Raw genomic sequence first — 24,133 nt, 5'->3', positions numbered from 1 at the left:
GGACGGGGTGGCTGGCGAAGGCGGGCGACCGGAGCATCGGCAGGTGACGAAGGATCTCGACCTGACCGAGACGGCACTGCGCGACTGGATCAAGCGCGCGGACGGGGACGCGGGCCACGGTCCGCCGGGGGCGCCGACGACGCCGGTGCGTGACTGTGGAAGGCCATGACGATCCGCGGGTTCCGGACGCGAGCTCGACGCCGGGCAGGGAGAACATCGAGAAGCTCAAAGGGGGCAATTGATATGGCAGCGCGTAGCATCACCCTCGCAGGAAACCGGAAGCTCGTTATCAGCTCGCTGGGAGCATCTGCCGACCACTCGATCCAGCGACCTTTCGTAACGCTCCTGCCCGTCTTTAACCCACCGGAGCGGCAGCAAGCGGAGGCGATAACGAAGGACCTGATCGATCTCGGGTGCGTAGAGTTCTGCTGCGTGGGGCACGAAGCCGAGCAGCTTCATGATGCGCTCGACAACATCATCGAGACTAGAAACGCGCTGGAAGTCGTGACCACATGGCATGAGGAACCCTCGGACGCATGCGAGTACTTCCTGTACGCTGCTGCTGGGGGACGAGCCAACTTGCTGGCCCTGCTCCTCTCCCATCCGGAACTTCAGGCCATGCTGGAAGAGGATGCACGAACGTGATGCCTCACATCGCTCCTCCTGACGTACGGCAATTTTTCCGAGGGGCTTGGTCTTTTGTTCCTCAGCAAACCTGATCGGAACCGAGCGAGTCCCCCCGCCATCTTGAAGGCGCTGCTCATTCGTCCTGCCCTCTGGGGGCTCGCGTTCGCGGCATAGTGAAACTGTCCGCGGAAGCGGGGGAGGACCAGTTTCCGGTGTGGATGTGCTACCGAGTGTGCAGCGCGTCTTCAGCCTGGAGGTCGAGTCCGAGCATCAGGACGGCGCGCGAGCTGGCCCGACGGGAAGGATTGCTGCGCTAGGAGACGGCGATGGAGAGGGACACGTTAACCTGGCTTCAACGATGGTACCGGTCGCGATGCGATGGACAGTGGGAGCACCAGAACGGAGTTCGGGTTGAGACGTTGGACAACCCGGGATGGTCCGTCGTGGCTGACGTGGGTAATGTCGAGGCGCCCGCGCCCGTCTCGGAAGAGAGAAGTGATGATGACTGGGTACGATGTGATGTGAAGGATGGGCGCTTCCATGGCTATGGTGGGCCCGGCAATCTCCAGGAGATCCTGGAGATCCTTCGGGCGTGGATCTGCACATCGAACGGATGACCTGCCCCGAGGGGCGGAGATAGTGCCCGGACAGAAGAGCCAAAAGGGCGTATCCCAGGGGCGGCCGCGAAGCGGACGTTGGGGTTCGGGCGGAGCCCCGAGGGAACAAAACCAGGGCCGCCCGCGCGACGCCGCCGCGGAGCGGCGCAAAGTCCGGCCATCCCTGGACGGCCTTCTGGCGGGCGGAACCAGGCCGGGCTCGCGCGCGAGAGCCGGCGCCGGCCGGCGTGCAGGTAAAATTTTTCCAATACCTGGACGGAGCGATCCTCCATGCTGGCGGTCAACCGGATCGCCCGTGCGCGATGCGAGCATGAAGGAGCGCGACGATGACGAAGAGCCAGGTCCACCCCGTCCCCGAAGGTCAGACGTGCTTTCCCTACCTGAGCACGCGCAATGCCGCGGAAGCCATCGGTTTCTACGAGCGTGCGTTCGGGGCACGCGCGGCCTCGCGCATCGAGATGCCCGACGGGCGGCTCGGCCACGCCGAGCTGTCGATCGGCCGGGCCCGGTTCTTCCTGTCGGACGAGTACCCTGATCTCGGCGCCGTCGGCCCCCAGACGCTGGGGGGCACGAGCGTGAGCGTCGTGGTCTACGTGGAGGACGTGGACGCGCTCGTGGCGCAGGCCGCGGCGGCGGGCGCGACGATCGAGCGCCCGCCGCAGGACCAGCCGCACGGCGACCGGATGGCCTGGATCCGCGATCCGTACGGCCACCGCTGGGGGGTCGCGAGCCGGATCGAGGCCGTCTCTCCGGAGGAGATGCAGAAGCGCCTCTCGGCGACGTAGCTCCGTGTCGAGGAGGTTCGAAGAACCAGAGAGAACGAACCACAGAGGCACAGAGGGCACAGAGGGAGAGAGAATGAAAGTCTTCTCTATATCTCTCTCTTTCTCTGTCTCTCTTCCTCTGTGCCCTCTGTGCCTCTGTGGTTCAAATTCTTCTCCATCACGGAGCCAGGGGCGTCAGGGGCATCGAGTCGCGGTGTATTCGCCGTTGGCGTCGAACTCGGAGGTAGGGGTGCCGCTCAGCCGGACCACGACCTCCGTGGCGTCGATGCTCACGATCTCCAGCGTGCCGGGGCCGAAGGTGCCGCCGAACGCCGCGCAGGTCTCGCCGCCCCTGTCGGGGCCGTTCACACCGAAGGACGATGTCAGATCCCGCCCGTTGAGGGTGTAGACGCCGGGCACCTGCGCCGCAGGGGGAATGATGAAGCTCGCGTGCCAGGCGTCGCAGCCGGCGTAGGGATGCGCGCAGGACAGCGCCGGGGCGCCGATGAGGACGTAGAGATCGTCCGGATCGGGGGAAGGTCCGCCGCCCGTGGCGGAGCTGCTCCCGGGCTCACCCGATGGATCGGGGAGCTGACTCCCGAGGAGCGCGATCGCGCCGGCCGTCGCCGGCCCGGAGCCGCCCCCGGTGCTGGAGTTGCCGCCGGAGCCGACCGGCGAGCCGCCCCCGGTGCTGGAGTTGCCGCCGGAGCCGACCGGCGAGCTGCCCCCGGTGCTGGAGTTGCCGCCGGCGCCGACCGGCGAGCTGCCCCCGGTGCTGGAGTTGCCGCCGGAGCCGACCGGCGAGCTGCCCCCGGTGCTGGAGTTGCCGCCGGCGCCGACCGGCGAGCCGCCCCCGGTGCTGGAGTTGCCGCCGGCGCCGCCGCTGCTCGCGGACGACCCGGACCCGTCGGCGTCATCATCGGGCCCGGCCTTATCGCCGCCGTCGCCGCTGTCATCGCCGACCTCCACCTGGGCGGTGCATCCGGCGCCGAGGGTCTGGAGCATCATCAGCCCAAGGAACAATGAAATGGATGTGTTCACGAGGCGTCGCATTCATATCTCCCCGGGCCTGTCAGCGCAGCCCGTTGTCACTCCATGAATGGCGTCGTTCGTCTGTTTTTATGATCTCCCGATCGAGCCTCGTCCGGGTATGACGGTGCGCCTGATCGAGGCGGCGGCGCTGCTCCGCTCGAGGCAGCGGCAGCGAGGACGATGAGCCTCAGCGCAGCGCAGAAGACGGCGGGCGGCGCTCAGGGGCGGCGGAGCGCGCTGCGGACGCCGCTGACGTGGATATCGAAGGTGTCGTCCCCTCGAGCTTCACCGCGAGCTTCGCGGCACCGATGCCCACGAGCTCGATCGTGCCCTGGAGGAAGCTGCCTTTGCCGCGGGCAGCGCGGTCGCCACCACCGACGTCCGGCGTGACAACGCCGCGAGTCGACGACCTCGAGAGATCCGCCGACCGGCGCCCTGGCCTCGCCAGGGGGATGGCAGCCCGCGGCGTGCTGTCACCGGTGCGCGCCTCTCAGCTCCGGAACGAGGATCTCGAGCCTGCGGCGGTAGGCGGAGCTCGGGTGCCTGGCGATGAAGCGGTTCGCGCGAGCGAGCGCCTCGCCGCCGCGGCCGAGCGCCTTCAGCGCGCCGACAGCGATCACCTCGCGCTCCTGGGCGAGCGCGCCGCCCGAGAAGCGCGCGAGGTGGGCGTCGGCGAGCGCCAGCGCCTCCGCAGGGCGCGCCGCGAGCGCCTCCTGCGCGCGCTGCAGCAGGCCGAGCTCCGTCTCCGCGTCGGGCAGCGCCGCCGGCGCGCCGGTCGTCGAGGCGGACGCGCGCGCGGGCAGCGGCGCGCCCGCCGGGGCGCGCGCTGGCTCCGGAGCAGGAGCGCGCGGCGGTTCCGCCGCAGGGGGCGGCGCGCGCGGCGGTTCCGCCGCAGGGGGCGCCGGGGGCACGTCCGCGGGCACCTCCGCCGTTCCCGCGGCGGGCGCTGCCGCGGCCCCCGCCGTCGCTGCGCTCGCGACCACCGCGGCGCCGGGCGGCGCGAGCGGCGCGGGCGGCGCCTGCGAGCGCGACGGCATGAGCCACACCGCCCCGACGAGGACGACGCCGAGCGCCGCGCCGGCCGCCAGGCCGGAGAGCACCGACGCCGGCGCGGCCGCCCCCGTCGCAGCGACCCCTGACGGAGCGAGCGTCGCCGGGGCGCCCGCGCCGCCGGTCGCCGGGGCGCCCGCGCCGCCGGTCGCCGGGACGCCCGCGCCGCCGGTCGCCGGGGCGCCGCTGTCCGGCAGGCCGCCGGGGCCCTCGCCGCCGCCCGGTCCGCCCGGAAGGCCGAGCGGAAGCCGCGCCGCGAGCCGCGCGAGCTGCGCCCTGTCCGGCGCGTCGCGCCGGGCCGCTTCGAGGGCGACGCGGAGCACGTCCGAGCCGCCGCCCGCGCCGATCTGCCTGCGAGGATCGCCGCTCATACGTTGCTCCCCTCGGTCACCCGCGCGGCCCCGGCCCGCGGCGCGGCGAGCTCGTGCCGGCGCATCGCCGCCTCGATCTGCGCCCGCGCCGCGCGCAGCCTCGAGTACGCCGTCTGCAGCGGGCACCCCGCCGCCTTCGCGATCTCCGCCATCGGCATCTGCTCGATCTCGTGCAGGACGAACACCGCGCGCTTGTCGTCGTCGAGCTGGTCGAGCGCCGCGTCGAGCCGGTCGAGCGCGCGGCGGCGATCGAGCGTCTCGTCCTGCGGCGCCGCCATGACCTGCTCGGGGACGGCCTCGGCCACCTCCTCGCGCCTCCGGTGCGGCCGCCGCCGGTACTCCGACGCGAGCCGCAGGCAGATGCCGTAGAGCCACGTGCGCAGCGCCGAGCTGCCGTCGAAGGTGCCGAGCTTCCGGTGCACCGTGAGGAAGACTTCCTGGCAGACGTCCTCGACGTCGGCCTCGCCGACGCCGAGCCTGCGCAGCACGCGCCACACGTACGCCGCGTTCTCTTCGAAAATCTCCTCGAGGGTCATCGCGAGAGGCCGGGGCGCAAGGAACGCCGGCCCCTGCCCTGGATGGTCGCGAAGGCGAGCTTTTATGAAAGAAAGCGAGACCGCGCGCAGATCATGGAGAATCGTGGGGAATCAGGGGAATCAGAGGAATCAGAGGAACCAGAGGAACCAGAGGAGTCCGGGGATCAAGGGAGCTCGACGCCGAGCAGGACGTCCGCCGTCCCGGCGAGCGGCGCCATCTGGAACACCTCGCGGGTCTGGTCCTGTGCGTCGGTGTAGTAGAAGGTGTCGCGCACGATCGGCACGATCAGCCCGAGGCCGCCGCCCGCGGTGAGCGGGCCGACGAGCCGCCGGGTGAGGCGGACGTCGAGCGCGCCGGCCGCGGTCAGGCGCTCGTCGGCGTGGTCGACGCTGAACCCGACGCCGCCGACGCGCAGCGCGCCGAGGCGGACGCCCGCGCATGCCGAGAGCCGCGTGGCGCTCCCGAGCGCGACGGGACACGCGGAAACGAACCCCTCGCCCCAGGAGAAGCGCGTCGCGGAGGCGCCGCTGGTCGCCTCGTCCGGGAGCCAGACGACCCCCCCGACCTCGAACGACAAGAACCGGGGCGGCGTGAGGCGCGCGCGCACCGTGGCGGCGACGCCGAGCGAGGGGAGGAGGCCGAGCCCGAGGAGCGGACCGGCGCCGACCTCGACGCGCCATGGCGCCGGCGGCGGAGGCGCCGCCGGCGGGACCGGGACCAGCACGCGCTGCACGATGACCGCCGGCGGCGGCGGCGCGGTAGCGGGCGCGGGTGATGGCGCCGGAAGCGGCGCCGGGGCGGTCAGCGGGGGCGGCGCGCCGGGGGACAGCTTCGCGCTGGGGTCGATCATGAGCGCGATGGCCAGGGCGAGCTCGTCGTCCATCGCCCCGCAGCGCGGCGACGCCGTGGCGATCTCGCGCGTCCCGAGCAGCGCGCCGTCCGCATCGGCGACCGCGAGCACCGCGCGCCACCCGCCGGAGCCGACCGGCTCGATGCGCCCTTCGATCGTGAGCTCGGCCCGGGCGGCCGACACGAGCGCCGCGCGCCCGAGGCGCGCCTCCACCGCCTGCGCGAGCGCGCGCGCCCCGACGCACGCCTCGGCGCCGGCGAGCCGGACCCAGCTCAGCGACGCCGTCTGCTCCCCGGACGAGGCGCGCGCGGGGCGCGCCGCAGCGACGAGCGCCGACGCGGCGAGCGCCGCGGCGACGAGCGCGAGGCCTGCTGCGCGGCGCGCGATCACGGGCCCGGCGAGGCCACGATCCCGACGTAGGTGGGCTCGGGGACCTCGGTGACGCGGCCGGTCGGCCGCAGGGCGCCGGTCGCCTCGTCCACGTGGAACGCGACGATGGTGCTCGAGCGCTGGTTCGCGACGAGCAGCAGCTTGCCCGTCGGCGAGAGCTGGAAATGGCGCGGCGTCCTTCCCTGGGTCGGCGCGTGGCCGACGAGGGTGAGCGTGCCGCGCTCGGGGTCGACAGCGAAGATGGCGATGCTGTCGTGGCCGCGGTTCGAGCCGTAGACGAACTTGCCCGAAGGGGCCACCGCGACCTCGGCGCAGGCGTTCTCCTCGGCGCTCGCGCCGTCGGGCAGCGTCGAGACGGTGGCCACGGCGGAGAGCGCCCCGCGCGCCGGATCGTAGCTCAGGGTCGTGATCGAGCCGGCGTTCTCGTTGATCAGGTAGGCGAACCGGCCGCTCGGGTGGAAGTCGAGGTGCCGCGGGGTCGTGCCCGCGGGGAGCGCGAGGGTCGGCGGGGTGTTCGGCTCGAGCGTGCCCGTGTCCGCGTCGAACGTGAACTGGGCGACCGCGTCGGACCCGAGGTTGGTGACGAAGGCGAAGCGGTTCGCCGGGTCGGTCACGGCGTGGTGCGACAGCGCCCGGGGCCCGAACGCCGCCTCGTCGACCGCCTGGCCGAGCGCGCCGTCCTGGCCGACGGGGAGCACCGCCGCGGTGCCGCCGCCGTAGTTGGCCACGAGGACGAAGCGCCCGGCGCGATCGGTGGCGAGGTGGGCAGGGCCCTGGCCCCTCGACGAGGCCCTGTTGATGAGCGCGAGCGTCCCGTCCTCCGGGCCGATCCGGAACGCGCTGACCGAGCCCGACATCACGCCGTCCACCTCGTCGAGCTCGTTCACGGCGAAGAGGCGCCGGCGCGCGGGGTCGACGGCGAGGAACGTCGGGTTCATCTCGGCGTCGATCGGGCCCTGCACAGCGGAGAGCGCGCCATCGGCTTCGTCGAGGCGGAAGACGAAGATCCCCTTGCGACCCCCGACGTAGACCCGGGGCGCGCTCGCCGGCCGCGGGCCGCCGTCCGCTCCGCCGGAGCTCGCGCTGCTGCCGCTCGCGCCGCTGCTGCCGCTCGCGCCGCTGCTGCCCATGCCGTTGCCCTGGCCCATGCTGTCACCGCTGGTTCCCGAGGGGGCCCCGCCCTTCGGGGGGCCGCCGCCGGAGTTGCTGCACCCGAGCCACAGGCCGGCCGCCAGCCAGAAGAGTTTGCGCTGCATGGGTCGATCGACGTCCTCGGATCCTGCGTTACCCACGGCCCGCGCCGCGGGGCAAGCGCGACGGCGCGGCGGCGCCGAGGAGCGCCCCGCGCTCGGCGAGGTCGCTGAGCAGGGCCGCGGTGCTCTCCAGCACCGGGCCGTCGACCGGGCGGCCCAGCGCGGCGCAGCCCTCGACCACGGCGTCCCGGAGCGCGGCGCCCGCGAGGAGCCGGCCGAGGATCTCGGCCGCGAGCGGCGTGAGCTCCAGGAAGCGGACCTCGTGCCCGGCGTCGCGGTACACGAGCAGGCTCGTCGGCTCGCGGGCCGGCACGTCGCGCGCCGCCTCGCCGTCCTCCAGCCGGTGGACCGCGTGCTCGTGGCGCAGGAGCGCCGCGGCCCGCTGGAAGCGCGCGCCCCGGTCGAGCGAGAGCTCCTCGCCGGACGCCGGCCCGCCGGCCGCGTCCAGCGCGCCCGGCTCTCCCGCCGCGCCCGGCGGCCCGCCAGCCTCGTCGCCGTCGGGCTCGGCGCACGACGCCGCGAAGGCGGCGAGCTCGTGGCGCGCGAGATCCGCGAGGTACGCGGGCACCTCCGGGTCCTCGGCCCAGCGCGGCGCCGCGAAGCCCACGAACTCGAGCGCGACGTCGCGGAGGTAGCGCGACCGGGGCAGCTCCACCTCGAGGAAGCGCGCCACGTCCGCCTCGAACCGCGCGCCGAGCCGCGCCGCGGTCCGCGGGATCCCGGCGCGGATCGCGCCCGTCAGCCCGCGCCGGATCAGGCTCCGGTAGAGCAGCAGCCGCCCCGGCGGGAGCGAGGCCATCGCCTCGAGGTCCGCCCCCTCGAGCCCGGCGCGGGCGAGCCACGCGCGCGGATCGGCAGCGATCGCCGCCTCGTCCGGCTCGCTCACGCTGCGCTGGAGCGCCCGCTGCAGCGCCGCGAGCTCCGGCGGCGGCTGGCCCGGCGTCCCGCGCGCCTCGCTCGTCCCGCGCGCCTCGCTCGTCCCGCGCGCCGCGCTCACGCCCCGCCCCCCCGCGCGGCGAGCCCGCGCCTGTACGCCGCCTCGACCTCGGCGCGCTCGGCGAGCAGCGCCTCGAGCGGCGGCACGTCGTTGTCGCGCTCGAGCACGACAGGCACCGGCCCTGTCCGCGCGACGGCGCGGGCGAGCAGGTCGAGCACGGGCGCGATCACCGGCGCGCCGTGCGTGTCGACGAGGACCCCCGCGTCGTCGCGCCACTCGTGCCCCGCGACGTGCATCGCCACGACGCGGCCGGCCGGGATCTTCTCGAGCAGCGCGGCCGCGTCGACGCCGTGGTTCCGGGCGTTCACGTAGAGGTTGTTCACGTCGAGCAGCAGCCCGCAGCCGGCGCGCTCGAGCACCTCGCCGAGGAAGTCGGCCTCGTCGAGCGCGGCGCGGCCCGGGACCAGGTAGTAGGTGATGTTCTCGATCGCCATGGGCCGCTCGAGCCGGTCCTCCGCCTCGCGGATGCGCGCCGCGGCGTGCGCGGCGGCCGCGGAGGTGAGCGGCAGCGGCAGGAGGTCGTGGACGAACCTGCCGTCGACGCCGGAGAAGCACAGGTGGTCGCTGTGGAACGGCGGGTCGAGCCGCCCGAGGAACCGACCGAGCTCGCGCAGGTAGCCGGCGTCGAGCGGGTCGACCCCGCCGACCGACATCGTGAGCCCGTGCGTCAGGATCGCGAAGCGCTCCCGGACGCGCTCGATCGCGGCGGGGAAGTAGCCGCCGCGGCGCATGTAGTTCTCGGGGGAGAGCTCGAAGAAGGGGACGGGCAGCGCCGCGCCGCCGTCGAGCAGCTCGAGCACCTCATCGAGGAACTCCCAGCGGAGCCCGAGGCCGACGCCGGTGAGCGCGCTGCCGGTCATGGGGGGCACGGGGAGGGCGGGCCGGCCGGGGTCAGCCGCAGGTGCCCTGGCCGCACCCAGCGTGGCCGGGCTTCTTGCCGGCCGCCTTCTTCGCGGCGGGCTTGGCCGCCGGGGCGGCGGCGGCGGGCGGCGTGGGCGCTGTGGGGGCCGGGGTGGCGGTGGGCGCGGCCATCGGCGAGGTCGCCGCGGACTGGACGTCGGTCGGCGGCGCGGGGGCCGGCGCGGCGACGTTCGCGCCCGCGGCCGCGTCGCCGGAGGTCGTCTCGGCCGGGGCGGCGGGCGCGGCCGGATCGGCGGGCGGCGCCGGGGCGGACTCCGGCGCGGCGGGGACCTCGGTGGCGTTGACCGGCGCCTGCGCGCCGCCGCAGCCGCTCATCACCATGGCGCCGGTGCTCAGCGCGGCGAGGGTCTCGTAAATGCTCTTCTTCGACAGCATCGTGTGCTCCTCTGGTTCTCGTCATCGACGGGCCTGCACCCCCTACGGGCGAGGCGTGATCCGGTTTCCCGGCGGCGTCCGGAGCCCCGTTTCATCTCAGACCCCCCGCGGCGCCGCAACGGCTCACGGGCGGCGCCGCGACGGCTCACGGGCGGCGCCGCGACGGCGCACGGCGGACGGGCGCGCAGCGTGACGCCGGGGGCCTTGCGGCCGCACGGGCGCGGGCGCGCGCGGCGGAGGCGCCGGACCTGCGCTGCACAGCTACACATGGCCTGAGGTGTGCACGCGGCGGTCGTCGTAGTCGGAACACCGGTCAACGGGTCCAACAGGGGAGGACTGCATGAGCACGCGACGACGCGCGGCGGCGGCCATGGCCGTCGCTGCCACCACGATGGCGCTCGCCGGCGCGGCGGGGGCGCAGGACGCGGGGCGCGCGGAACAGCGCGATCGGCCGGCGGGCAACGTCCCCCCGGCGGATCGGCCGCTCATCCGGCGGATCCCCGAGCCCGCGCTCGCGGTCGAGGGCGGCTTCGGCATGCTCGGGTACGTGGGCGGCGCCGCGGGCGTCGGGCCCACATGGAACGTGCGCGTGACAGGGACCATGTCGCCGCGCGTGGCCATCGAGGGCAACTACATCGGCTCGGTGAACGAGCGCGCGACGGTGGGGAGGTCGCTCGTGATGACCTCGTTCGACGCGGGGGTGCGTTACAACGTCCTGCGCGCCGGCGACGCGATCGTGCAGCCGTTCGTCGTCGCGGGCGTGGGCTACACGGGCTGGGCGGGCGAGGGCGGCGACGCCTTCGCGCTGTCGGTGCCGCTCACCGCCGGGGTGGAGCGGCTCGTCACGCGCAACGTCAAGCTGGGCGCCCGGCTGAGCTTCCGCCCCGCGTTCTTCGACGACCTCGCCGTGCGCGGCGCCGCGACCCCGACGGGCGGGGATAGCTGGGCGCTGCTCGCGCACGGCGGCGGCGCGTTCTGACCGGGGCGCGCGGGCCGCACAGGGCCGGGGGAGGGGCGAAACAGCCGGGGAGGCGCCGCTCCGTGGAGTAGTCTGCCGGACGCGCCGGGCGGCGACCTGCCTTTCGGGTTCCGGCCGGCCCTCAACCCACGGAGAACGCCGGCATGAACACGCGCAGCAGCTCGCCCCGGCGGGGCCTGCTCTTCCTCTTCACGGGGCTCGCGCTCGCCTCGAGCGCCGCCTGCACGACCCCGCGGCAAGCGACCCAGGGCACGTCGACGACGGACGACACGGTCGCCAGGCAGGGCAACGACTGCGCGACCGGCCCGCTGCTCGACTGCCCCGAGGGGCAGGTCGACGGCTGCGCCCTCGGGACCACGACGGAGCACCGGTGCGTGGCGGCGGGGCCGGGGAGGTGCCTCGACATCCGGGCGGCGCTCGTGAAGTGCCAGGACGACGAGATCCTGACCCACGAGGGCTGCCCCGAGCCGGCCTACATCCAGCGGTGCGCGCCCCGCCCCCGGCAGCTGCAGCAGCCGTGAGCCGGCGGCCCGCCGCGGGCCGCGCCGTCGCCTAAATCCTCTTCAGTTACGCAGGCTTGCGACCCGATTTGCCCGCGGGGAGCTTCGTGTCCGAGACGATCGGCCCGCCCTCGTACGAGCCGGCGCCGCCCTCGCTGCCCCACGTCTCGACCTCGCCGGGGGGAGCGTCTTCTCGTTCACCTGCCGACGTGATCGGCCCGCGGACGCCGGGGACATCCGCCTGCGGGTGAGGCTGCTTCGCCTCGCTGACCTCGCGCTCGGGGCGCGGCGCGCCGAGCTGGTCCTGCGTCTTCTCGTCTCCCATGGTTCCTCCTTCCGTGGACCCCTGGGGCCGGCGCGCTCGATCGTCCACTCCTCCGCCGGCGAGCCCGCCCGCCGTCGCGCCCGCGGCTCAGTCCGCGCCGTTCCCGAACGGGATCGTGAACCTGAAGGTCGTCCCCACCCCCACGCGGCTCTCCACGCCGATGGCCCCGCCGTGCGCGACGACGAGCTCCCTGGCGATCGCCAGGCCGAGCCCTGTGCCCTTGTAGCCGTTCCGCTGGCCGCGCCAGAACCGCTCGAACAGGTAGGGCAGCTCGTCCTCCGGGATGCCCGGCCCGGTGTCCGCCACCGCGAAGACGACGTGCTCCTCGCGGCGCTCGCACCGCACCGTGACCGCCCCCTGGGCGCCTGTCACCTTGAGCGCGTTGCTCAGGAGGTTCGAGAGCACCTGGAGCACGCGGTCGCGATCGCACACGACGAGCGGCACGTCCTCGTCCGACGTCGCGGCCAGGCGGACCCCCTTCTCCTGCGCCTGCGGCTCGAACGTCTCGACCGCCTCCCGGCCGATGTCCCGCGGATCCTGCGGCTGCCGGCGCAGCTCCAGCCGGCCCGCGCGCAGGCTCGCGAAGTCGAGCAGGTCGTGGATCAGCCTGTCCATCCGGTGCGCCGAGCGCTGGATCGCCTGGATCGCCTTCGCGTCGCCCTTGTCCCCGGCGCGCGCCGCCGCGCGCTTGGTGATCACCGCGGCCGCGGTGATGATCGCGCTCAGCGGGTTCCTGAGGTCGTGCGACACGGTGGCGAGCACGTTGTCCCGCAGCTCGATCGCGCGCTGCGCTGCCTCGTAGAGCCGCGCGTTGTCCGCGGCGAGCGCGGCCCGCTGCGCCAGATCGTGCGCGACGGCGAGGTCCGCCTCGTCGTAGATCCGGCCGGACGCCGCGGTCCCCAGCGCGATGCAGCCGAAGGCGCGGCCCCGCGCCACCATCGGGACCAGCATGACGGAGGTGATCCCGAGCTCGCGGACGAGCCGGCGGAAGCCGGCGTGCTCGGCGAGCGGCGCGATCAGCGGGTGGGAGAAGTCCCGGAAGAGCTCCGGGCGCTCGCCGCCGAGGACCTGATCCATCACCGCCGACAGCCCCGGCGGCGGATCCATCTCGCGCAGGAGCGCGCGCGCCCGCCGGACCTCCTCCGGGTTCACGTGCGTCACCGTGACCCGCCGCGCCGCCTCGACCTCCGGCAGCGTGTGGATGACGCACCAGTCCGCGAGCTCGGGGACGGTGAGGCGGCCGAGCCGGTCGAGCGTCCCCTGGAAGTCGAGGCTGTCGCTCAGGGAGGCGCTGGCGGCCGCGAGGAAGCGCTGCGCCTGCTCGGCGCGCGTCCGCTCGGTCATGTCGAAGAACGTCACGACGCCCGCCGAGACGCGCCCCTCCGGGTCCAGGACCGGCCGCGAGCGCACGAGGATCCGCCCCCACGTGCCGTCGCCGCGGAGCACGTCGATCTCCTCGTCGTCCACGACCTCGCCCGTCGTGACCGTGCGCGAGAGCGGCCACTCCCACGTCTCGTACGCCTTGCCGGACCGCGGGTGGAAGCCGCGGCCGATGTAGCCCTCGATGCTCTGGATGCCATCGAACGACTGCCGGAAGATCTCCGTGGCCTGCCGGTTCGTGAGCAGGACGCGCCCCGTCTGCCGCTCGCCGATGATGAGCCCCGCCGGCATCTGCTCGATCACCGTCGCGAGCAGCGCGCGGGCGTCGTCGGCCTGGTGCCGCGAGGCGCGCTCCTTCGCGACGAGCTGCGCCTGCACGATGATCCCGGTCGCCCGGCTGGTCATCGTGCGCAGCATCAGCATGTCCTCCTCGGAGAACTCCTCGGCGTTGCGCGAGCCGAGGATCGCGACCCCGATGGCGCGCCCCTCGTGGATCAGCGGCACGCCGTAGACGGCGCGCAGCCCCCTCGACCGGAGCTCCCGCGCCGTCACGGGCAGCGTCCGCAGCGCGGCGTCGAGCGACGCGGGCCCGCGCAGCGCGAGGACCGCGCGGGCGAACTCCCGCGCCGCCTCGAGCGGGGCGCCGAGCAGCGGCCCGTCGTCGAGGCCCGCTGTCGCGTGCACCTCGAGGGCGTCGCCGTCCGCGAGCAGCACCATCGCCACGTCGACGGCCGCGGCCGCCTCGCGCGTGGCGCGGATGAGCGCCTTCAGGAACGCGTCCAGGTCGCTGCTGCCGAGGGCGGCCGTCGAGATGGCGTCGAGCGCCTGGAGCAGGCGCACGCGCGCCTCCTGGTAGCGCGTCACCGCGTCGGCGATCGCGTCGTCGATCGCGCCGTTCAGCCGGATCAGCTCGCCCCCCCCGCCGCCCCCGCCTTCCCGCCCCCACAGCTCCAGGATCACGGCGCGGAGCGCCGCGTACTCCTTCACGACCTCGGCGAGGTCGTACCCCTGGGCCAGCCGGGTCAGCGCGTGATGGCCGGGGTTGCCCCGGAGCTTCTGGTCGACCTCGGCGCCGGTGCCCGCGCCGCCCGCGACCTCCGCCACATAGGCGAGGACGCCCGGGATATGGTCGGTGAGCATCGGATCCGACGGCAGCTTGGCCGGGCTCAGGGCGTACGCCCGCTGCTTCCACGCCTCCAGGATCGCGTCGCGGTGGCGCCGGATGAAGTCGGAGAGCCGCTCTTCGTTCGGTCTACCGAGCTGATCCATGCGGTCCTTTACGATAGCGCGAAACCTTGAGCATGTGTTCACCTCGCGCCGCGCGCCGATCCGGATCGATGAGGGTGAGTCGAGCCTGGGCGGAGATCGTGCGGCTGCGCGGCGCGCGTCGCGAGGGCGCGCTTCAGCTCCGGAGGCCCGGCGCCTCGTGCCCGCTCTGGGCGACGTACTCCAGGTATCCGCCGCCGTAGACGCGCGGCCCGTCGGGCATGAGCTCGAGGACGCGGTTGGAGAGCGCGGCGAGGAAGCGGCGATCGTGCGAGACGAACAGCATGGTGCCCTCGAACGACGCGAGCGCCCCGACGAGCATCTCCTTGGTGGCCATGTCGAGGTGGTTGGTGGGCTCGTCGAGCACGAGGAAGTTCGGCGGGTCGTAGAGCATGATCGCGAGAACGAGCCGGGCCTTCTCGCCGCCCGAGAGGACGCGACACGGCTTGTCGATGTCGTCGCCGGAGAAGCCGAATGCGCCGGCGAGGGTGCGGAGCGAGCCGATCGAGGCCTGGGGAAAGCTCGCGACGATCGACTCCCAGACCGAGCGGGTCGGGTCGAGCAGCTCCATCGCGTGCTGCGCGAAATACCCGAGCTTGACGCTCGCGCCGACGCTCACCGCGCCCGCGTCCGGCGCGGCCGCCCCCGCGATGAGCTTGAGCAGGGTGGATTTGCCGGCGCCGTTCACGCCCATGACGCACCAGCGCTCGCGGCGGCGGATCAGCAGGTCGAGCCCGTCGTAGATGGGCCGTCCGCCGTACGTCTTCTTGACCCCCTCGAGGCGCGCCACGTCGTCGCCCGAGCGCGGGGCGGGCTTGAACTCGAAGCGGACCGTCCTCCTGCGCTTCGGCGGCTCGACCTTGTCGATCTTCTCGAGCTTCTTCACGCGCGACTGCACCTGCGCCGCCTTGGCGGCCTGGGCCTTGAAGCGCTCGATGAAGCGCATCTCCTTGGCGAGCATCGCCTGCTGGCGCTCGTACTGCGCCTCGGCCTGCTGCTCGTTGATGGCGCGCTGCTGCTCGTAGAACTCGTAGTTGCCGGAGTAGCTGGTGAGCTCGCCACCGTCGATCTCGATGATCTTGGTGACGATGCGGTTCATGAACTCGCGGTCGTGCGAGGTCATGACGAGCGCGCCTGGATACTGCTTCAGGTAGCCTTCGAGCCAGATGATCGACTCGATGTCGAGGTGGTTGGTCGGCTCGTCGAGCAGGAGCGCGTCAGGCCTCATGAGGAGGATGCGCGCGAGGGCGACGCGCATCTTCCACCCGCCCGAGAGGTTGCCCACGTCGTCGTCCATCACGGCCTGGCTGAAGCCGAGGCCGGCGAGGATCTCGCGCGCCCTGGCGTCGAGCGCGTAGCCGCCGAGCTCCTCGTAGCGGGCCTGCGCCTGCCCGAAGCGCTCGATCAGGCTCTCCATTTCATCCATGCGCTCGGGGTCGGCGAGGGCGGCCTCGAGCTCGCGGAGCTCGGCGGCGACGACGGAGACGGGGCCGGCGCCGTCCATGGTCTCGGCGACGGCGCTCCTGCCCTTCATCTCGCCGACATCCTGGCTGAAGTAGCCGATGGTGACGCCGCGGTCGATCGCGACCTGGCCGCCGTCGGGCGCCTCCTCCTTGGTGATCATGCGGAAGATCGTGGTCTTGCCCGAGCCGTTGGGGCCGACGAGGCCGACCTTCTCGCCGCGGTTCACCGCCGCGGAGGCCTCGAGGAAGAGGATCTGCTTACCGTGCTGCTTGCTGATGGAATCGAGGCGGATCACGAGGGGTCGCTGCCGCCAGAGGCGGCTCCTTTCCGCGCACGTATACCAGACGCCCCGCCACGCGCCGCGGCATTTCGTCCGCGGCGGGCGGCGTCGCGGCGCGCTGGCGACCCGTATCCAACCGGGCTTTTCTCGCCCGCGGATCGAGGTCTTTGCTCTGGAGAGCTCGTTTTTCTCCCCCGCGATGGGAAATCGCCGCTGCGGTGGCCCTCGCTTGCGCTGACGCCGGCGACGACGGCGCCTCTCCCGCATTTCCATCGGAGGCGGGCGGCCCGATCGGCCCGCCGGCGGCGAGGGCGCCCTGGTTGTGAGCGGCACAACCGGCGCGAGCGGCGCGGCGGATGCCGCTGAACGCCCGACGCAACGCCGGCGGCTCGGCCGGTCCCGCCGTCGTGCTCGTCGCGGACCCGCTCAATGCCGGGCGCCTGACCGAGCGCCGCGCGGAGTGAATGGGAGAAGAATTTTGAACCACAGAGGCGCAGAGGGCACAGAGGAAGAGAAGAAGAGAAGAGGAGGGGAAGAGAGGATGAGAATTTTATTTTCTCTCTTCCTCTGTGCCCTCTGTGCCTCTGTGGTTCGATTCTCTTCTTCTCTCATCTCCGTCGAGGAGCCGCTTGCTCTTTGCCGGCGGTGGGGGCAGAAGGCCGGCATGAGCAAGGTTCAGATCCTGTCGTATGCAGGCTGCAGCACCTGCAAGAAAGCGCTGAAGTGGCTCGGCGAGCGCGGCGTCGACGTCGCCGTGCGGCCGATCGTCGATGAGCCGCCGACCGCCGAGGAGCTCGCCAGGTGGGTGCCGGCGAGCGGGCTCCCGGTGCGCCGGTGGCTCAACACGAGCGGGCAGAGCTACCGCGCGCTCGGCAAGGCGCGGGTGGACGCCGCGAGCGACGAGGAGGTCGCGCGGTGGCTCACCGAGGACGGGAAGCTCGTCAAGCGGCCCGTGCTGGTGAAGGGGAACAAGGTGCTGGTCGGCTTTCGCGAGGACGACTACGCCGCGTTGTTCGGCTGACGCTCCAGGGCTCCCCACATCGCTCCCCGGATGTGGGGAGCGCACGCTCGAGCTTCGTCGCCGCGCCGCGGAATCGGCGCCGACCGGCGCGTCGAGGGCCGGGCCGCGGCAGCCATGGCCCTCCGCCACGTCCGCCATTTCATCTGGGTGAATACGATCGTAGATTGGTCTATTCAACGTTCGGGATGACCTCCATGAAAACCAAGACGATGCTGGCCTTCGCGTGGTGCGCCGGTGAATGTGCCATCGCGGTGCTCGGGCTCGGATGTGCGCAGATCTTCGGCTTCGACAAGGACTACCAGATCGAGGGCGGGGCCTCCGAGGGCGGCGGCGGGAGCGCAACCCAGGGCAGCGGCGGCGCGACCGCGAGCAGCGGCGGCGGGGGCGCAACCACGGGCAGCGGGACAGGGGGCGCGACAACGGGGAGCGGCGGAGGCGGCTCAGGCGACGGCGGCGCCGGGGAGACCGCCACCGGAGGCGGCGGCGCGGGTCCTTGCGAGGTCCTCGAGGTGATGCCGGGGGAGCTCCTGGATGGGTCGATGATCGACGACATGGAGGACGGAGACCTCTCGATCCTCCCGGGGGAGAAGGAGAACCCTCGGGCAGGGATCTGGTTCATGGACAACGATCCGTCACCGGAAGGAATCCGGGAGCCTGACAACGAGGCCGACCTCATGAGCACCGTTGACCCTCCGCGCGGCGATAGCCATGTTGCCGTGCACACCGGCGCCAATGACGGCTTCCGTGAGTATGGAGCCAGCGTCGCATTCTTTCTGTACAACGATGGCTTCGGCGACGCCTCCGAGTACCGTGGCATCACCTTCTGGGCCCGCGCCGAGGAGAGCTCCGCCAGGAGGATGAAGGTGATGTTCATCGATCGGCAGACGCGCGATACGGGGGGCATCTGCGACGTCGAGGCGGATGGATGCTACGACCATTTCCACCGGCACGTCCTGCTGGCGGACGACTGGAAGCACTTCAAGATTCCTGTGGAGTGCCTCAAGCAGGGAGGGTTCGGCGATCAGTTCGAAGCGCCCGCCATGGACCAGCTCTGGGGCTTCTATTTCAGCTTCGATGCGGGGCAGGCGTTCGATATATGGATCGACGACGTCGCCTTCTACAGATAGGCGCGGCGGGGCGCCTCAGGGCGCCGAGGTGAAGCGGCCCGTACGGACCTGGCTCAGCTCGAACGAGCTCTCCGGGTCGAGGACGTTGTCCGTCGTGCCCTTGCGCGTGCGGCTCACCACGACGTCCACATCGCAGCTCTCGGGATCCTGCGAGCGGGTCGGCTCCAGCTCGCCGGCGGCGATTGTGTAGGTCCCCGGGTCGCCCCCCACGTCGATCCTCTCCCGGAAGATGCAGTCGCCGTTCACCTCAATCACCATGTCGTCGCCCGACCCGCTCGGCGCCCACGCGATCGTGATCTCCTCGTCGCGCGGCACCGGGTCGCCGGGCAGCTCCTCGAGGTCGAAGGGGTCGGGGAGCGTCCCGGCGTTGTTCGGCGCGTCGTCGTCGTCCTCGCGGTCGAGCGACACAGTGAACTCGGTGTCTCCGGCGCCGACGTCGAACTGGGCCACATAGACCCCGCTGCCCTGGGCCGACATCTCGACCGCCTCGCCGTCCGCCGCCGCCGAGATCCGGTCTCCGCCGCTCAGGATGACGTACGTGTTGCTCTCGTCGCCGCCGACCTTGAGCGTGGCCTTCAGGCTCGTCGACGACGCGCTCTCGGCGGTCGCCTCCAGGGTCGCCGAGATGCCCCCGGTGCGGATCTGCTTCGAATCGAGCGTCTCCGTGCAGCCCGCGAGCAGGCCAGCCGCCGCGAGCCCGAACATCGCCATCGTGGTCTTCGTGATCATGAGTTGCCTTTCCTTCGTCACCGCGTCCCCGCCCGGGCGTGTCGACCTGTAGTTTTCTATCGATACTACAATTCGCCGTGCTCCCCTGCGGATCGCACGATTTCGACGAATCAGGCGCGCAAGCGAGCTCACCAGTGGCCGCGCACAGCGACGCCGCCGCCGGTAGGCGCCGCGAGCAGCGACAAGCGCGTCGCGCCAACCTGCCCGACCTGCCCGACCTGCGGGCGAGGCGGGGGCGGCTCCGTCAGGAAGAGCAGCACCGCCGCGACGGCGAGCGCGCCGCCGGCGCCGAAGCCGATCGTGCTCGCCAGCCCGAGGTCGTTCGCGCGCTTGCCGGCCGCGTGCCCGACGGCGCTGCACGTCGCCACGCCGGGCTGACCGGGGACGTCTTTGCACTCCCTGTCCGCCACGCTGCTCTCGTCGAGCGCCATCCACCCCGTCACCGACCCGAAGACAAGCGCGCTCGCGGCGAGCCCGCCCACCACGTAGGTCACGACGCGCCGGCCGCTCGGCCCCGCGTCCGGCGGCGGCAGCGCAGGGCGGGCGCCGCGGGCCCCCGCCGGCACGATGGCCTGATCGCCCGGACCCTGCGGCGTCACGGGCGGCCGTGCTCCGTCGGGGAGCTTCACCTCGAGCTCGATCGTCCTCGACTCCGACCTGTCGATCGTGAACCGCACCTCGTGCACGGGCCCGCCCGGCGCCCTCGTCGTCACGACGTGCTCTCCCGGGTTGACGGGGAGCGCGATGCCGAGGGACGGCTGTCCCAGGGTGATTCCGTCGCGCTGCACGACCGTGCCCTGGGGCGCGTCGCCCGGCAGCGACAGCGTGAGTTGCGGCACGAGCGGCGCGAGCGCGTCGCGCTGCTCGACCGCGACCCTGTAGCGCTCGTGCTGCTGGAGCTTCTCGGCCTCCGACATGCGGGAATACAGCGCCAGAAAGTCGTTGTAGCGCGCGACGGCGGTGGCGATGCGCCCCCACCGCGCCTCGCACTCGGCGAGCGTGAACAGCCGCCCTGGGCGAGGGTCGAGCCGGTGACTCTCGCTGAGGGCAGGGCAGCCTGTCGCATACCGGCCCGCCAGCATGTCCGCGAGACCGCGGTTGAACAGCGACTCGGCCACCGCGACGGCGTCGGGTTGCGCGCTGGCGGGAGCGGCGATAGCCATGCTCAGCAAGCCGCCCACCACAGGCCCGGACCAGACGAGGCGCATCGGTTGCGCATGAGATACCATCCCTGGTGTCGCCCCAGGGAAGAAAGTCGTCGCTCCGCCGCCGCTGCGCCGGCCCGCCGCGCAGACAGCGGGATCAGTCCGCCGAGTAGAGCGACTCCCGGGGCCTGGCCGGCGCGGAGGCGGACGGCGCGGGCCCGGCGCTGGCCGACGTCGCCGCGCTGGCCGACGGCGCCGCGCTGGCCGGCGGCGCCGCGCTGGCCGGCGGCGCTTCGCGAGGCGGCGGCGTCGAGGACCTCGCGCCGGCGGCTGCCGCCGCGGGGACGGGCCTCCGGTCGCCGCCCTCGCGCGGCGAAGAGGCGGTCGCCGCGGGCGTCGCAGGCGCCGCGAGCTCGAGCGCTCTGGCCGCCCCGGAGGTCTCGTCGAGCGCGGGGACCGGCCCGGACGAGGTCGCCGTGGAGGACGGGGTGGAGGTCGCTGCCCGGGCTGCCTGCGGGGGCTCCGCGTCGCCGGGAGCGGCGGGCGCGCCCCCGCCCCGCGACGCCAGGGCGATGGCGCCTCCGCCGATCAGCGCGAGCGCAACGAACGCGATCGCGGACCGGCTCCGGGGCCTGGGGGCCTCGATCCTGGTCTCCACGCCCGTGCTGGAGGACTGGGCGGCGACCCGCATCGACGGCGGCGCCCCCTGGCCCCCGCGCGGGACCGACGCGTCCGCCGTGAACAGGCGCGAGGACAGCACCGGCGCGGGCGCGATGTCGAACACCGCGGCGAGCGCCTCGACCGCGGCCCACGCCGTCGAGAAGCGCGCCTCGGGGTCGCGCGCCGTCGCCTTCGCGAACCAGGCGTCGAAGGCCGGGGGCAGCTTCACCCCGTCGGCCTCCGCGCGCGTGCACGCGGGCTCCTGCGGGCCGTGTATCGCGATCACCGCGAACGCGAGCGTGTTGCTGAACTCCCGCATGTCGTTCAGCCAGTAGGCCTTGCCGACGAGGAGCGTGTACGCGATCTGGCCGAAAGCGAAGAGATCGACGGCCTTCGAGATCGACGCGCCGCTGAACTGCTCGGGCGCCATGTAGAGCGGCGTCCCGAGGGCCGCGGTCGTCGCCGAATCGACAGCGGTCTCGGCGACGAGCTTGGCAATGCCGAAATCGAGCACCTTGATGCGGAGCTGGTCGTCGTCGTCGCTCGCCGCCAGGAAGAGGTTCGCCGGCTTGAGATCGCGGTGGACGACCCCGGCGGCGTGCGTCTTGTCGAGGGCGAGCGCCGTCTGGCGCAGGTAGGCGACGGTCTCCTCCGGCGACAGGCGCCCGGCGCGGCGGACGCGCTTGCTGAGCTCCTCGCCGCGGAGCAGCTCCATGACGAGGAACGGCATGCCGGTCTCCTCGTCGATGCCGGCGTCGAACACCTCGACGATGTGCTCGGTCGCGATGCGGGCGGCGACGCGCGCCTCGAGCTTGAACCGGGCATGGAACTCCGGGTTCTCGGCGAGGTGCGGGTGCATCACCTTGAGCGCCCGCCGGCGCTCCGTCTCGATGTGGACGACCTCGTAGATCGCGCCCATCGCGCCGGTCGCGATGTTGCGCACGACGCGGTACCTGCCTGCGAACAGCCTCCCTTCGACGAAGCTCAGCGACATGGGTGCACCGCGTCGATCGAGCTTACACCATGAGGTCGCGCGCCTGCACTCGGGAACTGGTTGTGGTCGACGTCCCTACAACGATCGCGAGGTCAATCACGGTGAGCGTCCGAGCGCTGGATCGACGATCCATTGCTGCCGCTGGACGCGGCGCGCGCCGCCGCGCCCCGGCGGGCCCTCGTCAGAGCACGAGCACCGCGAGCAGCCGGGGACCGTGGAACAGGTCGAACCCGCCGATGTCGATCTTGCGGCCGATCGTGTAGGTCGTCTCGTCGCCGCGCCTCGTCGCGTGGATGCTGGACACGATCCCCTGGCCGACCGCCTCGACGTTGTAGGACAGCTCGGTGAGCAGGCGGAGCCGGCTGAGGTACGAGGTCAGCCGGAGCCGGAGCCCCACCGACAGGTTGCCGGAGAACGCGATCATCGTCGCCTCGTCGACGTCGCGCTCGCCGCCGGGGACGGAGGGGTCCCCCGAGAAGGCGTAGCGCACCGGGCCGGCGCCGCCGTACAGGCCGATGTCGCCGAACGGCGCGAGGCGCGGCCACTCGCCGTTGCCCATCCGCAGGCTGAAGCCGCCCTGGTAGAACCGCGACGTCACGCTCTGGGCAGGGCTCTGCCGCTCGAAGAGGTAGATATCTCCTTTGCCCGGCTCCCGCTCGCGGAGCTCATAGAAGATGCGCGGGAGCTTGTAATCCATGTACCGGAAGCCGGCGAGCAGCTCCTCGAGATAGAGATCGTCCGCCGCCTCCGGGAAGAGCTTCGTCATGTCGAAGCCGACGTCGATCTGGCGGACGAGGAGCTGAAATGGAGCGCTCGCCACGACGCCGGCGTCGCGCCCGGTCGCCGGATCGACGGCGATCTCGGCCACGTCGCCCGAGGTGAACCGCGCGACCTTGAGGCTCGTGCGGATGCCGACGAGGTCGGCGCCGATGTCGAAGACGTCGCTCGCGAGGCCGTTCAGGCCGATCAGCTTGCCGAGCGAGCTGTCGTAGCGGATGTCGCCCCCCGACGAGAACAGCCGGTCGGTCTTGAACCCGGCGTTGAGGCGCGCGGCGTCGCGCACGTGCTCGAAGTCGTACGTGATCACCGCCCGGCCGCCGACCATGAACACGGGGTCGACGTCGTAGGCGAGCCGCCGGGTCCTGCCCCGGTAATCGTTGATGCCGCCGGACGAGTTCGGGCTCGCGATCTGGTGGAAGAAGAGGAGCTCGACGTCGCTCTTCAGCCGGAGGTGGACGGCGTCGAGGCTGATCGCCCTGCCCTGATCGAGCAGGCTCTCCTGCATCTCGAAGCCCGCGGTGTCCTCGAGCGGCGTCCGCGCCGGCACGGAGAGCGCCTCGGCGCAGGCGGCGAGCGCCTCGCGCTGCTCCTCGAGCACCCGGGAGAGCGCCTCGGCGCGCGCCACGGCGGCCGCGTAGCCGGGCTCGCCGCGCGCGACGCGCCGGGCCTGCTTCACCACGTAGGGCGCCACGGCGAGCGCCTCGACGTGCATGCGCAGGAGGAACGACACGGCGCGGAGCGCGTCGCGCGCGATCGTCGCGGCGGGCTCGTGCCCCGCGCTCGCGGCGCGGAGCGCGACAGCGGCGCCCGCGATGTCGCGCTGCGCTCCGGCGAGCGCCCGGCGGCGCGCGGCGGCCCCCCCGCGTGCGGCGGCGATCTCGGGCGTGTCCGGGGCGCCGAGGGGCCTCCCGGCCGAGAGCCGCGCCACGGTCCGCTCCTCGGCCGCGAGCGCCCTCGCGTGCTCCGCGAGCGCCTCCCACGCGGCGGGCAGGCCGCTCGCCGCGCTCGCGCCGCCCGCAGCGGTCGCGTCTGGCGCCGGCGCCGCGAGCGCGGCGAGCGCGTCGAAGAGCCGCGCGAACGCGGGCGGCGACGGCCGGGGCGCCCTCGCGCGGGCGAGCGCCTCGTCGAGCTTCGCGCGGTAGAGCTTGGCGAGCGGGACCTCGTGCTCGCCGTCGTACGGGGGCGCCTCCTCGAAGCGCTCGCGGAGCCGCTCGCCCTCCTCGTCGTCGAGGCGGAGCGCGGCGATCCACGCGTCGCCCGGGGCGTAGGGCGTGCGCGCGAGGACCTCGTCGGCCAGGGCGGCCGCTCGCTCCAGATCGACCGTGCGATCGTCGATGATCGCGCGGCGGGCGTCCTCGTTCGCGAAGGCGCGCGCGGCGCGGACGTTGTACGTGGGGGGGATGCAGGCCGAGGCCGAGGCGGCGGCGAGGAGCAGGAGACCTACGAGCGCCGGGCCCGGTCGCACGGGCGCGAGCGTACCACGGCGCCCGAGCGCGGCTCCACAGCGGCCGCGGCGGCGCGGCCGCGGGCGGGAGGCGCGCGGCGGCGGGCGGGACGCGCGCGCCGGCCGGTCGCGACGGCGCTGGACGCCGCGCCGCTGGCCTGCTCAGAATGCGCGGCCGTGGCTGCCAGCCGACCCAAAGATCGACGGCGCGCGGGACGATGCCTTGCTGAGCCGGCCGATCCGCACAACAGAGCG

General features: G+C 73.1%; 23 protein-coding genes. 8 read left to right on the top strand and 15 right to left on the bottom strand.

What is annotated here, in order from left to right:
- Window positions 1–43: 43 nt before the first annotated feature.
- The 4 genes from WMF42_RS31250 (at window position 44) to WMF42_RS31235 (ending at window position 2,029) form a co-directional block, all read left to right on the top strand.
- Complete coding sequence (locus tag WMF42_RS31250; RefSeq protein ID WP_267888050.1) at window positions 44–169, top strand: hypothetical protein; 126 nt, start codon at window positions 44–46, stop codon at window positions 167–169.
- A 74-nt stretch (window positions 170–243) separates the two neighbouring features.
- Window positions 244–645, top strand: coding sequence for a hypothetical protein (locus WMF42_RS31245; protein ID WP_437686392.1), 402 nt, complete (start codon window positions 244–246; stop codon window positions 643–645).
- Between the two features lie 308 nt (window positions 646–953).
- The gene (locus tag WMF42_RS31240; protein ID WP_081426888.1) at window positions 954–1,244 is read left to right on the top strand and encodes an immunity 53 family protein; all 291 of its coding nucleotides are present in this window, start codon (window positions 954–956) and stop codon (window positions 1,242–1,244) included.
- 326 nt (window positions 1,245–1,570) lie between these two features.
- A complete protein-coding gene (locus WMF42_RS31235) occupies window positions 1,571–2,029 on the top strand; it encodes a VOC family protein (RefSeq protein WP_061611469.1) in 459 nt (152 codons plus the stop codon).
- 174 nt (window positions 2,030–2,203) lie between these two features.
- On the opposite strand, the gene WMF42_RS31230 is transcribed toward WMF42_RS31235, so the two are convergent.
- From WMF42_RS31230 to WMF42_RS31195, 8 genes are all read right to left on the bottom strand, one after another.
- On the bottom strand, window positions 2,204–3,049 hold the full coding sequence (locus tag WMF42_RS31230) for a hypothetical protein (RefSeq protein ID WP_437686390.1): 846 nt from the start codon (window positions 3,047–3,049) through the stop codon (window positions 2,204–2,206).
- A gap of 464 nt (window positions 3,050–3,513) precedes the next feature.
- Window positions 3,514–4,461: a hypothetical protein gene (locus WMF42_RS31225; protein ID WP_437686389.1), complete on the bottom strand. Its 948-nt coding sequence runs from the start codon at window positions 4,459–4,461 to the stop codon at window positions 3,514–3,516.
- Window positions 4,458–4,997 (bottom strand): RNA polymerase sigma factor, encoded by a 540-nt coding sequence (locus WMF42_RS31220; protein ID WP_437686388.1) that lies wholly within the window; start codon window positions 4,995–4,997, stop codon window positions 4,458–4,460. The genes WMF42_RS31225 and WMF42_RS31220 overlap by 4 nt, the downstream gene beginning before the upstream one ends.
- Window positions 4,998–5,161: 164 nt before the next feature.
- Window positions 5,162–6,238, bottom strand: coding sequence for a hypothetical protein (locus WMF42_RS31215; protein ID WP_437686387.1), 1,077 nt, complete (start codon window positions 6,236–6,238; stop codon window positions 5,162–5,164).
- Window positions 6,235–7,494, bottom strand: coding sequence for a lactonase family protein (locus WMF42_RS31210; protein ID WP_437686386.1), 1,260 nt, complete (start codon window positions 7,492–7,494; stop codon window positions 6,235–6,237). Before WMF42_RS31210 ends, WMF42_RS31215 begins: the two co-directional genes overlap by 4 nt.
- A 28-nt stretch (window positions 7,495–7,522) precedes the next feature.
- Window positions 7,523–8,488, bottom strand: coding sequence for an HvfC/BufC N-terminal domain-containing protein (locus tag WMF42_RS31205; RefSeq protein ID WP_437686385.1), 966 nt, complete (start codon window positions 8,486–8,488; stop codon window positions 7,523–7,525).
- A complete protein-coding gene (locus WMF42_RS31200; protein WP_061609765.1) occupies window positions 8,485–9,348 on the bottom strand; it encodes a DUF692 domain-containing protein in 864 nt (287 codons plus the stop codon). The genes WMF42_RS31205 and WMF42_RS31200 overlap by 4 nt, the downstream gene beginning before the upstream one ends.
- Before the next feature lie 31 nt (window positions 9,349–9,379).
- Complete coding sequence (locus tag WMF42_RS31195) at window positions 9,380–9,784, bottom strand: hypothetical protein (protein WP_437686384.1); 405 nt, start codon at window positions 9,782–9,784, stop codon at window positions 9,380–9,382.
- Between the two features lie 340 nt (window positions 9,785–10,124).
- On the opposite strand from WMF42_RS31195, the gene WMF42_RS31190 reads away from it, so the two are divergent.
- Together WMF42_RS31190 and WMF42_RS31185 are read left to right on the top strand one after the other, a co-directional pair.
- Window positions 10,125–10,763, top strand: coding sequence for a hypothetical protein (locus WMF42_RS31190; RefSeq protein ID WP_061611766.1), 639 nt, complete (start codon window positions 10,125–10,127; stop codon window positions 10,761–10,763).
- A 143-nt stretch (window positions 10,764–10,906) separates the two neighbouring features.
- Window positions 10,907–11,284 (top strand): hypothetical protein, encoded by a 378-nt coding sequence (locus WMF42_RS31185; protein ID WP_061611767.1) that lies wholly within the window; start codon window positions 10,907–10,909, stop codon window positions 11,282–11,284.
- Between the two features lie 46 nt (window positions 11,285–11,330).
- Here the strand turns inward: WMF42_RS31185 and WMF42_RS31180 are convergent, their stop codons facing one another.
- The 3 genes from WMF42_RS31180 to WMF42_RS31170 form a co-directional block, all read right to left on the bottom strand.
- Window positions 11,331–11,588 carry a hypothetical protein gene (locus WMF42_RS31180; protein ID WP_061611768.1) on the bottom strand — a complete coding sequence of 86 codons (258 nt, stop codon included), beginning with the start codon at window positions 11,586–11,588 and terminating at the stop codon, window positions 11,331–11,333.
- 87 nt (window positions 11,589–11,675) lie between these two features.
- Window positions 11,676–14,237 carry an ATP-binding protein gene (locus tag WMF42_RS31175; RefSeq protein WP_434042196.1) on the bottom strand — a complete coding sequence of 854 codons (2,562 nt, stop codon included), beginning with the start codon at window positions 14,235–14,237 and terminating at the stop codon, window positions 11,676–11,678.
- Window positions 14,238–14,370: 133 nt separating this feature from the next.
- The gene (locus WMF42_RS31170) at window positions 14,371–15,993 is read right to left on the bottom strand and encodes an ABC-F family ATP-binding cassette domain-containing protein (RefSeq protein WP_434042195.1); all 1,623 of its coding nucleotides are present in this window, start codon (window positions 15,991–15,993) and stop codon (window positions 14,371–14,373) included.
- 649 nt (window positions 15,994–16,642) lie between these two features.
- Here WMF42_RS31170 and WMF42_RS31165 point away from each other — a divergent pair.
- A complete protein-coding gene (locus WMF42_RS31165; RefSeq protein WP_061613055.1) occupies window positions 16,643–16,999 on the top strand; it encodes an arsenate reductase family protein in 357 nt (118 codons plus the stop codon).
- A gap of 194 nt (window positions 17,000–17,193) precedes the next feature.
- Complete coding sequence (locus WMF42_RS31160) at window positions 17,194–18,126, top strand: hypothetical protein (protein WP_155799085.1); 933 nt, start codon at window positions 17,194–17,196, stop codon at window positions 18,124–18,126.
- 15 nt (window positions 18,127–18,141) lie between these two features.
- On the opposite strand, the gene WMF42_RS31155 is transcribed toward WMF42_RS31160, so the two are convergent.
- The 4 genes from WMF42_RS31155 to WMF42_RS31140 all read right to left on the bottom strand — a co-directional run bounded on the left by WMF42_RS31155 (window position 18,142) and on the right by WMF42_RS31140 (window position 23,899).
- Window positions 18,142–18,855 carry a hypothetical protein gene (locus tag WMF42_RS31155; protein WP_437686383.1) on the bottom strand — a complete coding sequence of 238 codons (714 nt, stop codon included), beginning with the start codon at window positions 18,853–18,855 and terminating at the stop codon, window positions 18,142–18,144.
- Between the two features lie 128 nt (window positions 18,856–18,983).
- Window positions 18,984–20,018 (bottom strand): hypothetical protein, encoded by a 1,035-nt coding sequence (locus tag WMF42_RS31150; protein WP_437686382.1) that lies wholly within the window; start codon window positions 20,016–20,018, stop codon window positions 18,984–18,986.
- A 139-nt stretch (window positions 20,019–20,157) separates the two neighbouring features.
- Window positions 20,158–21,654, bottom strand: coding sequence for a serine/threonine-protein kinase (locus WMF42_RS31145; protein WP_437686381.1), 1,497 nt, complete (start codon window positions 21,652–21,654; stop codon window positions 20,158–20,160).
- 181 nt (window positions 21,655–21,835) lie between these two features.
- Complete coding sequence (locus tag WMF42_RS31140; protein ID WP_437686380.1) at window positions 21,836–23,899, bottom strand: hypothetical protein; 2,064 nt, start codon at window positions 23,897–23,899, stop codon at window positions 21,836–21,838.
- Between the last annotated feature and the right edge of the window lie 234 nt (window positions 23,900–24,133).

The sequence above is a fragment of the Sorangium sp. So ce176 genome (genome assembly GCF_051519835.1).
Lineage (GTDB): Bacteria > Myxococcota_A > Polyangia > Polyangiales > Polyangiaceae > Sorangium > Sorangium cellulosum_G.
Note: the sequence above shows the minus strand (reverse complement) of the source record. Positions and strands in the feature narration are given on the sequence as shown.

Bases quoted from the DNA above. Each gene is read 5' to 3' on its own strand.
- WMF42_RS31225 (WP_437686389.1), bottom strand. From the start codon at position 4,461: ATGAGCGGCGATCCTCGCAGGCAGATCGGCGCGGGCGGCGGCTCGGAC.
- WMF42_RS31240 (WP_081426888.1), top strand. From the start codon at position 954: ATGGAGAGGGACACGTTAACCTGGCTTCAACGATGGTACCGGTCGCGA.
- WMF42_RS31150 (WP_437686382.1), bottom strand. From the start codon at position 20,018: ATGGCTATCGCCGCTCCCGCCAGCGCGCAACCCGACGCCGTCGCGGTG.
- WMF42_RS31180 (WP_061611768.1), bottom strand. From the start codon at position 11,588: ATGGGAGACGAGAAGACGCAGGACCAGCTCGGCGCGCCGCGCCCCGAG.
- WMF42_RS31165 (WP_061613055.1), top strand. From the start codon at position 16,643: ATGAGCAAGGTTCAGATCCTGTCGTATGCAGGCTGCAGCACCTGCAAG.
- WMF42_RS31155 (WP_437686383.1), bottom strand. From the start codon at position 18,855: ATGATCACGAAGACCACGATGGCGATGTTCGGGCTCGCGGCGGCTGGC.
- WMF42_RS31200 (WP_061609765.1), bottom strand. From the start codon at position 9,348: ATGACCGGCAGCGCGCTCACCGGCGTCGGCCTCGGGCTCCGCTGGGAG.
- WMF42_RS31190 (WP_061611766.1), top strand. From the start codon at position 10,125: ATGAGCACGCGACGACGCGCGGCGGCGGCCATGGCCGTCGCTGCCACC.
- WMF42_RS31245 (WP_437686392.1), top strand. From the start codon at position 244: ATGGCAGCGCGTAGCATCACCCTCGCAGGAAACCGGAAGCTCGTTATC.
- WMF42_RS31235 (WP_061611469.1), top strand. From the start codon at position 1,571: ATGACGAAGAGCCAGGTCCACCCCGTCCCCGAAGGTCAGACGTGCTTT.
- WMF42_RS31220 (WP_437686388.1), bottom strand. From the start codon at position 4,997: ATGACCCTCGAGGAGATTTTCGAAGAGAACGCGGCGTACGTGTGGCGC.
- WMF42_RS31195 (WP_437686384.1), bottom strand. From the start codon at position 9,784: ATGCTGTCGAAGAAGAGCATTTACGAGACCCTCGCCGCGCTGAGCACC.
- WMF42_RS31210 (WP_437686386.1), bottom strand. From the start codon at position 7,494: ATGCAGCGCAAACTCTTCTGGCTGGCGGCCGGCCTGTGGCTCGGGTGC.
- WMF42_RS31145 (WP_437686381.1), bottom strand. From the start codon at position 21,654: ATGTCGCTGAGCTTCGTCGAAGGGAGGCTGTTCGCAGGCAGGTACCGC.
- WMF42_RS31185 (WP_061611767.1), top strand. From the start codon at position 10,907: ATGAACACGCGCAGCAGCTCGCCCCGGCGGGGCCTGCTCTTCCTCTTC.
- WMF42_RS31160 (WP_155799085.1), top strand. From the start codon at position 17,194: ATGAAAACCAAGACGATGCTGGCCTTCGCGTGGTGCGCCGGTGAATGT.
- WMF42_RS31175 (WP_434042196.1), bottom strand. From the start codon at position 14,237: ATGGATCAGCTCGGTAGACCGAACGAAGAGCGGCTCTCCGACTTCATC.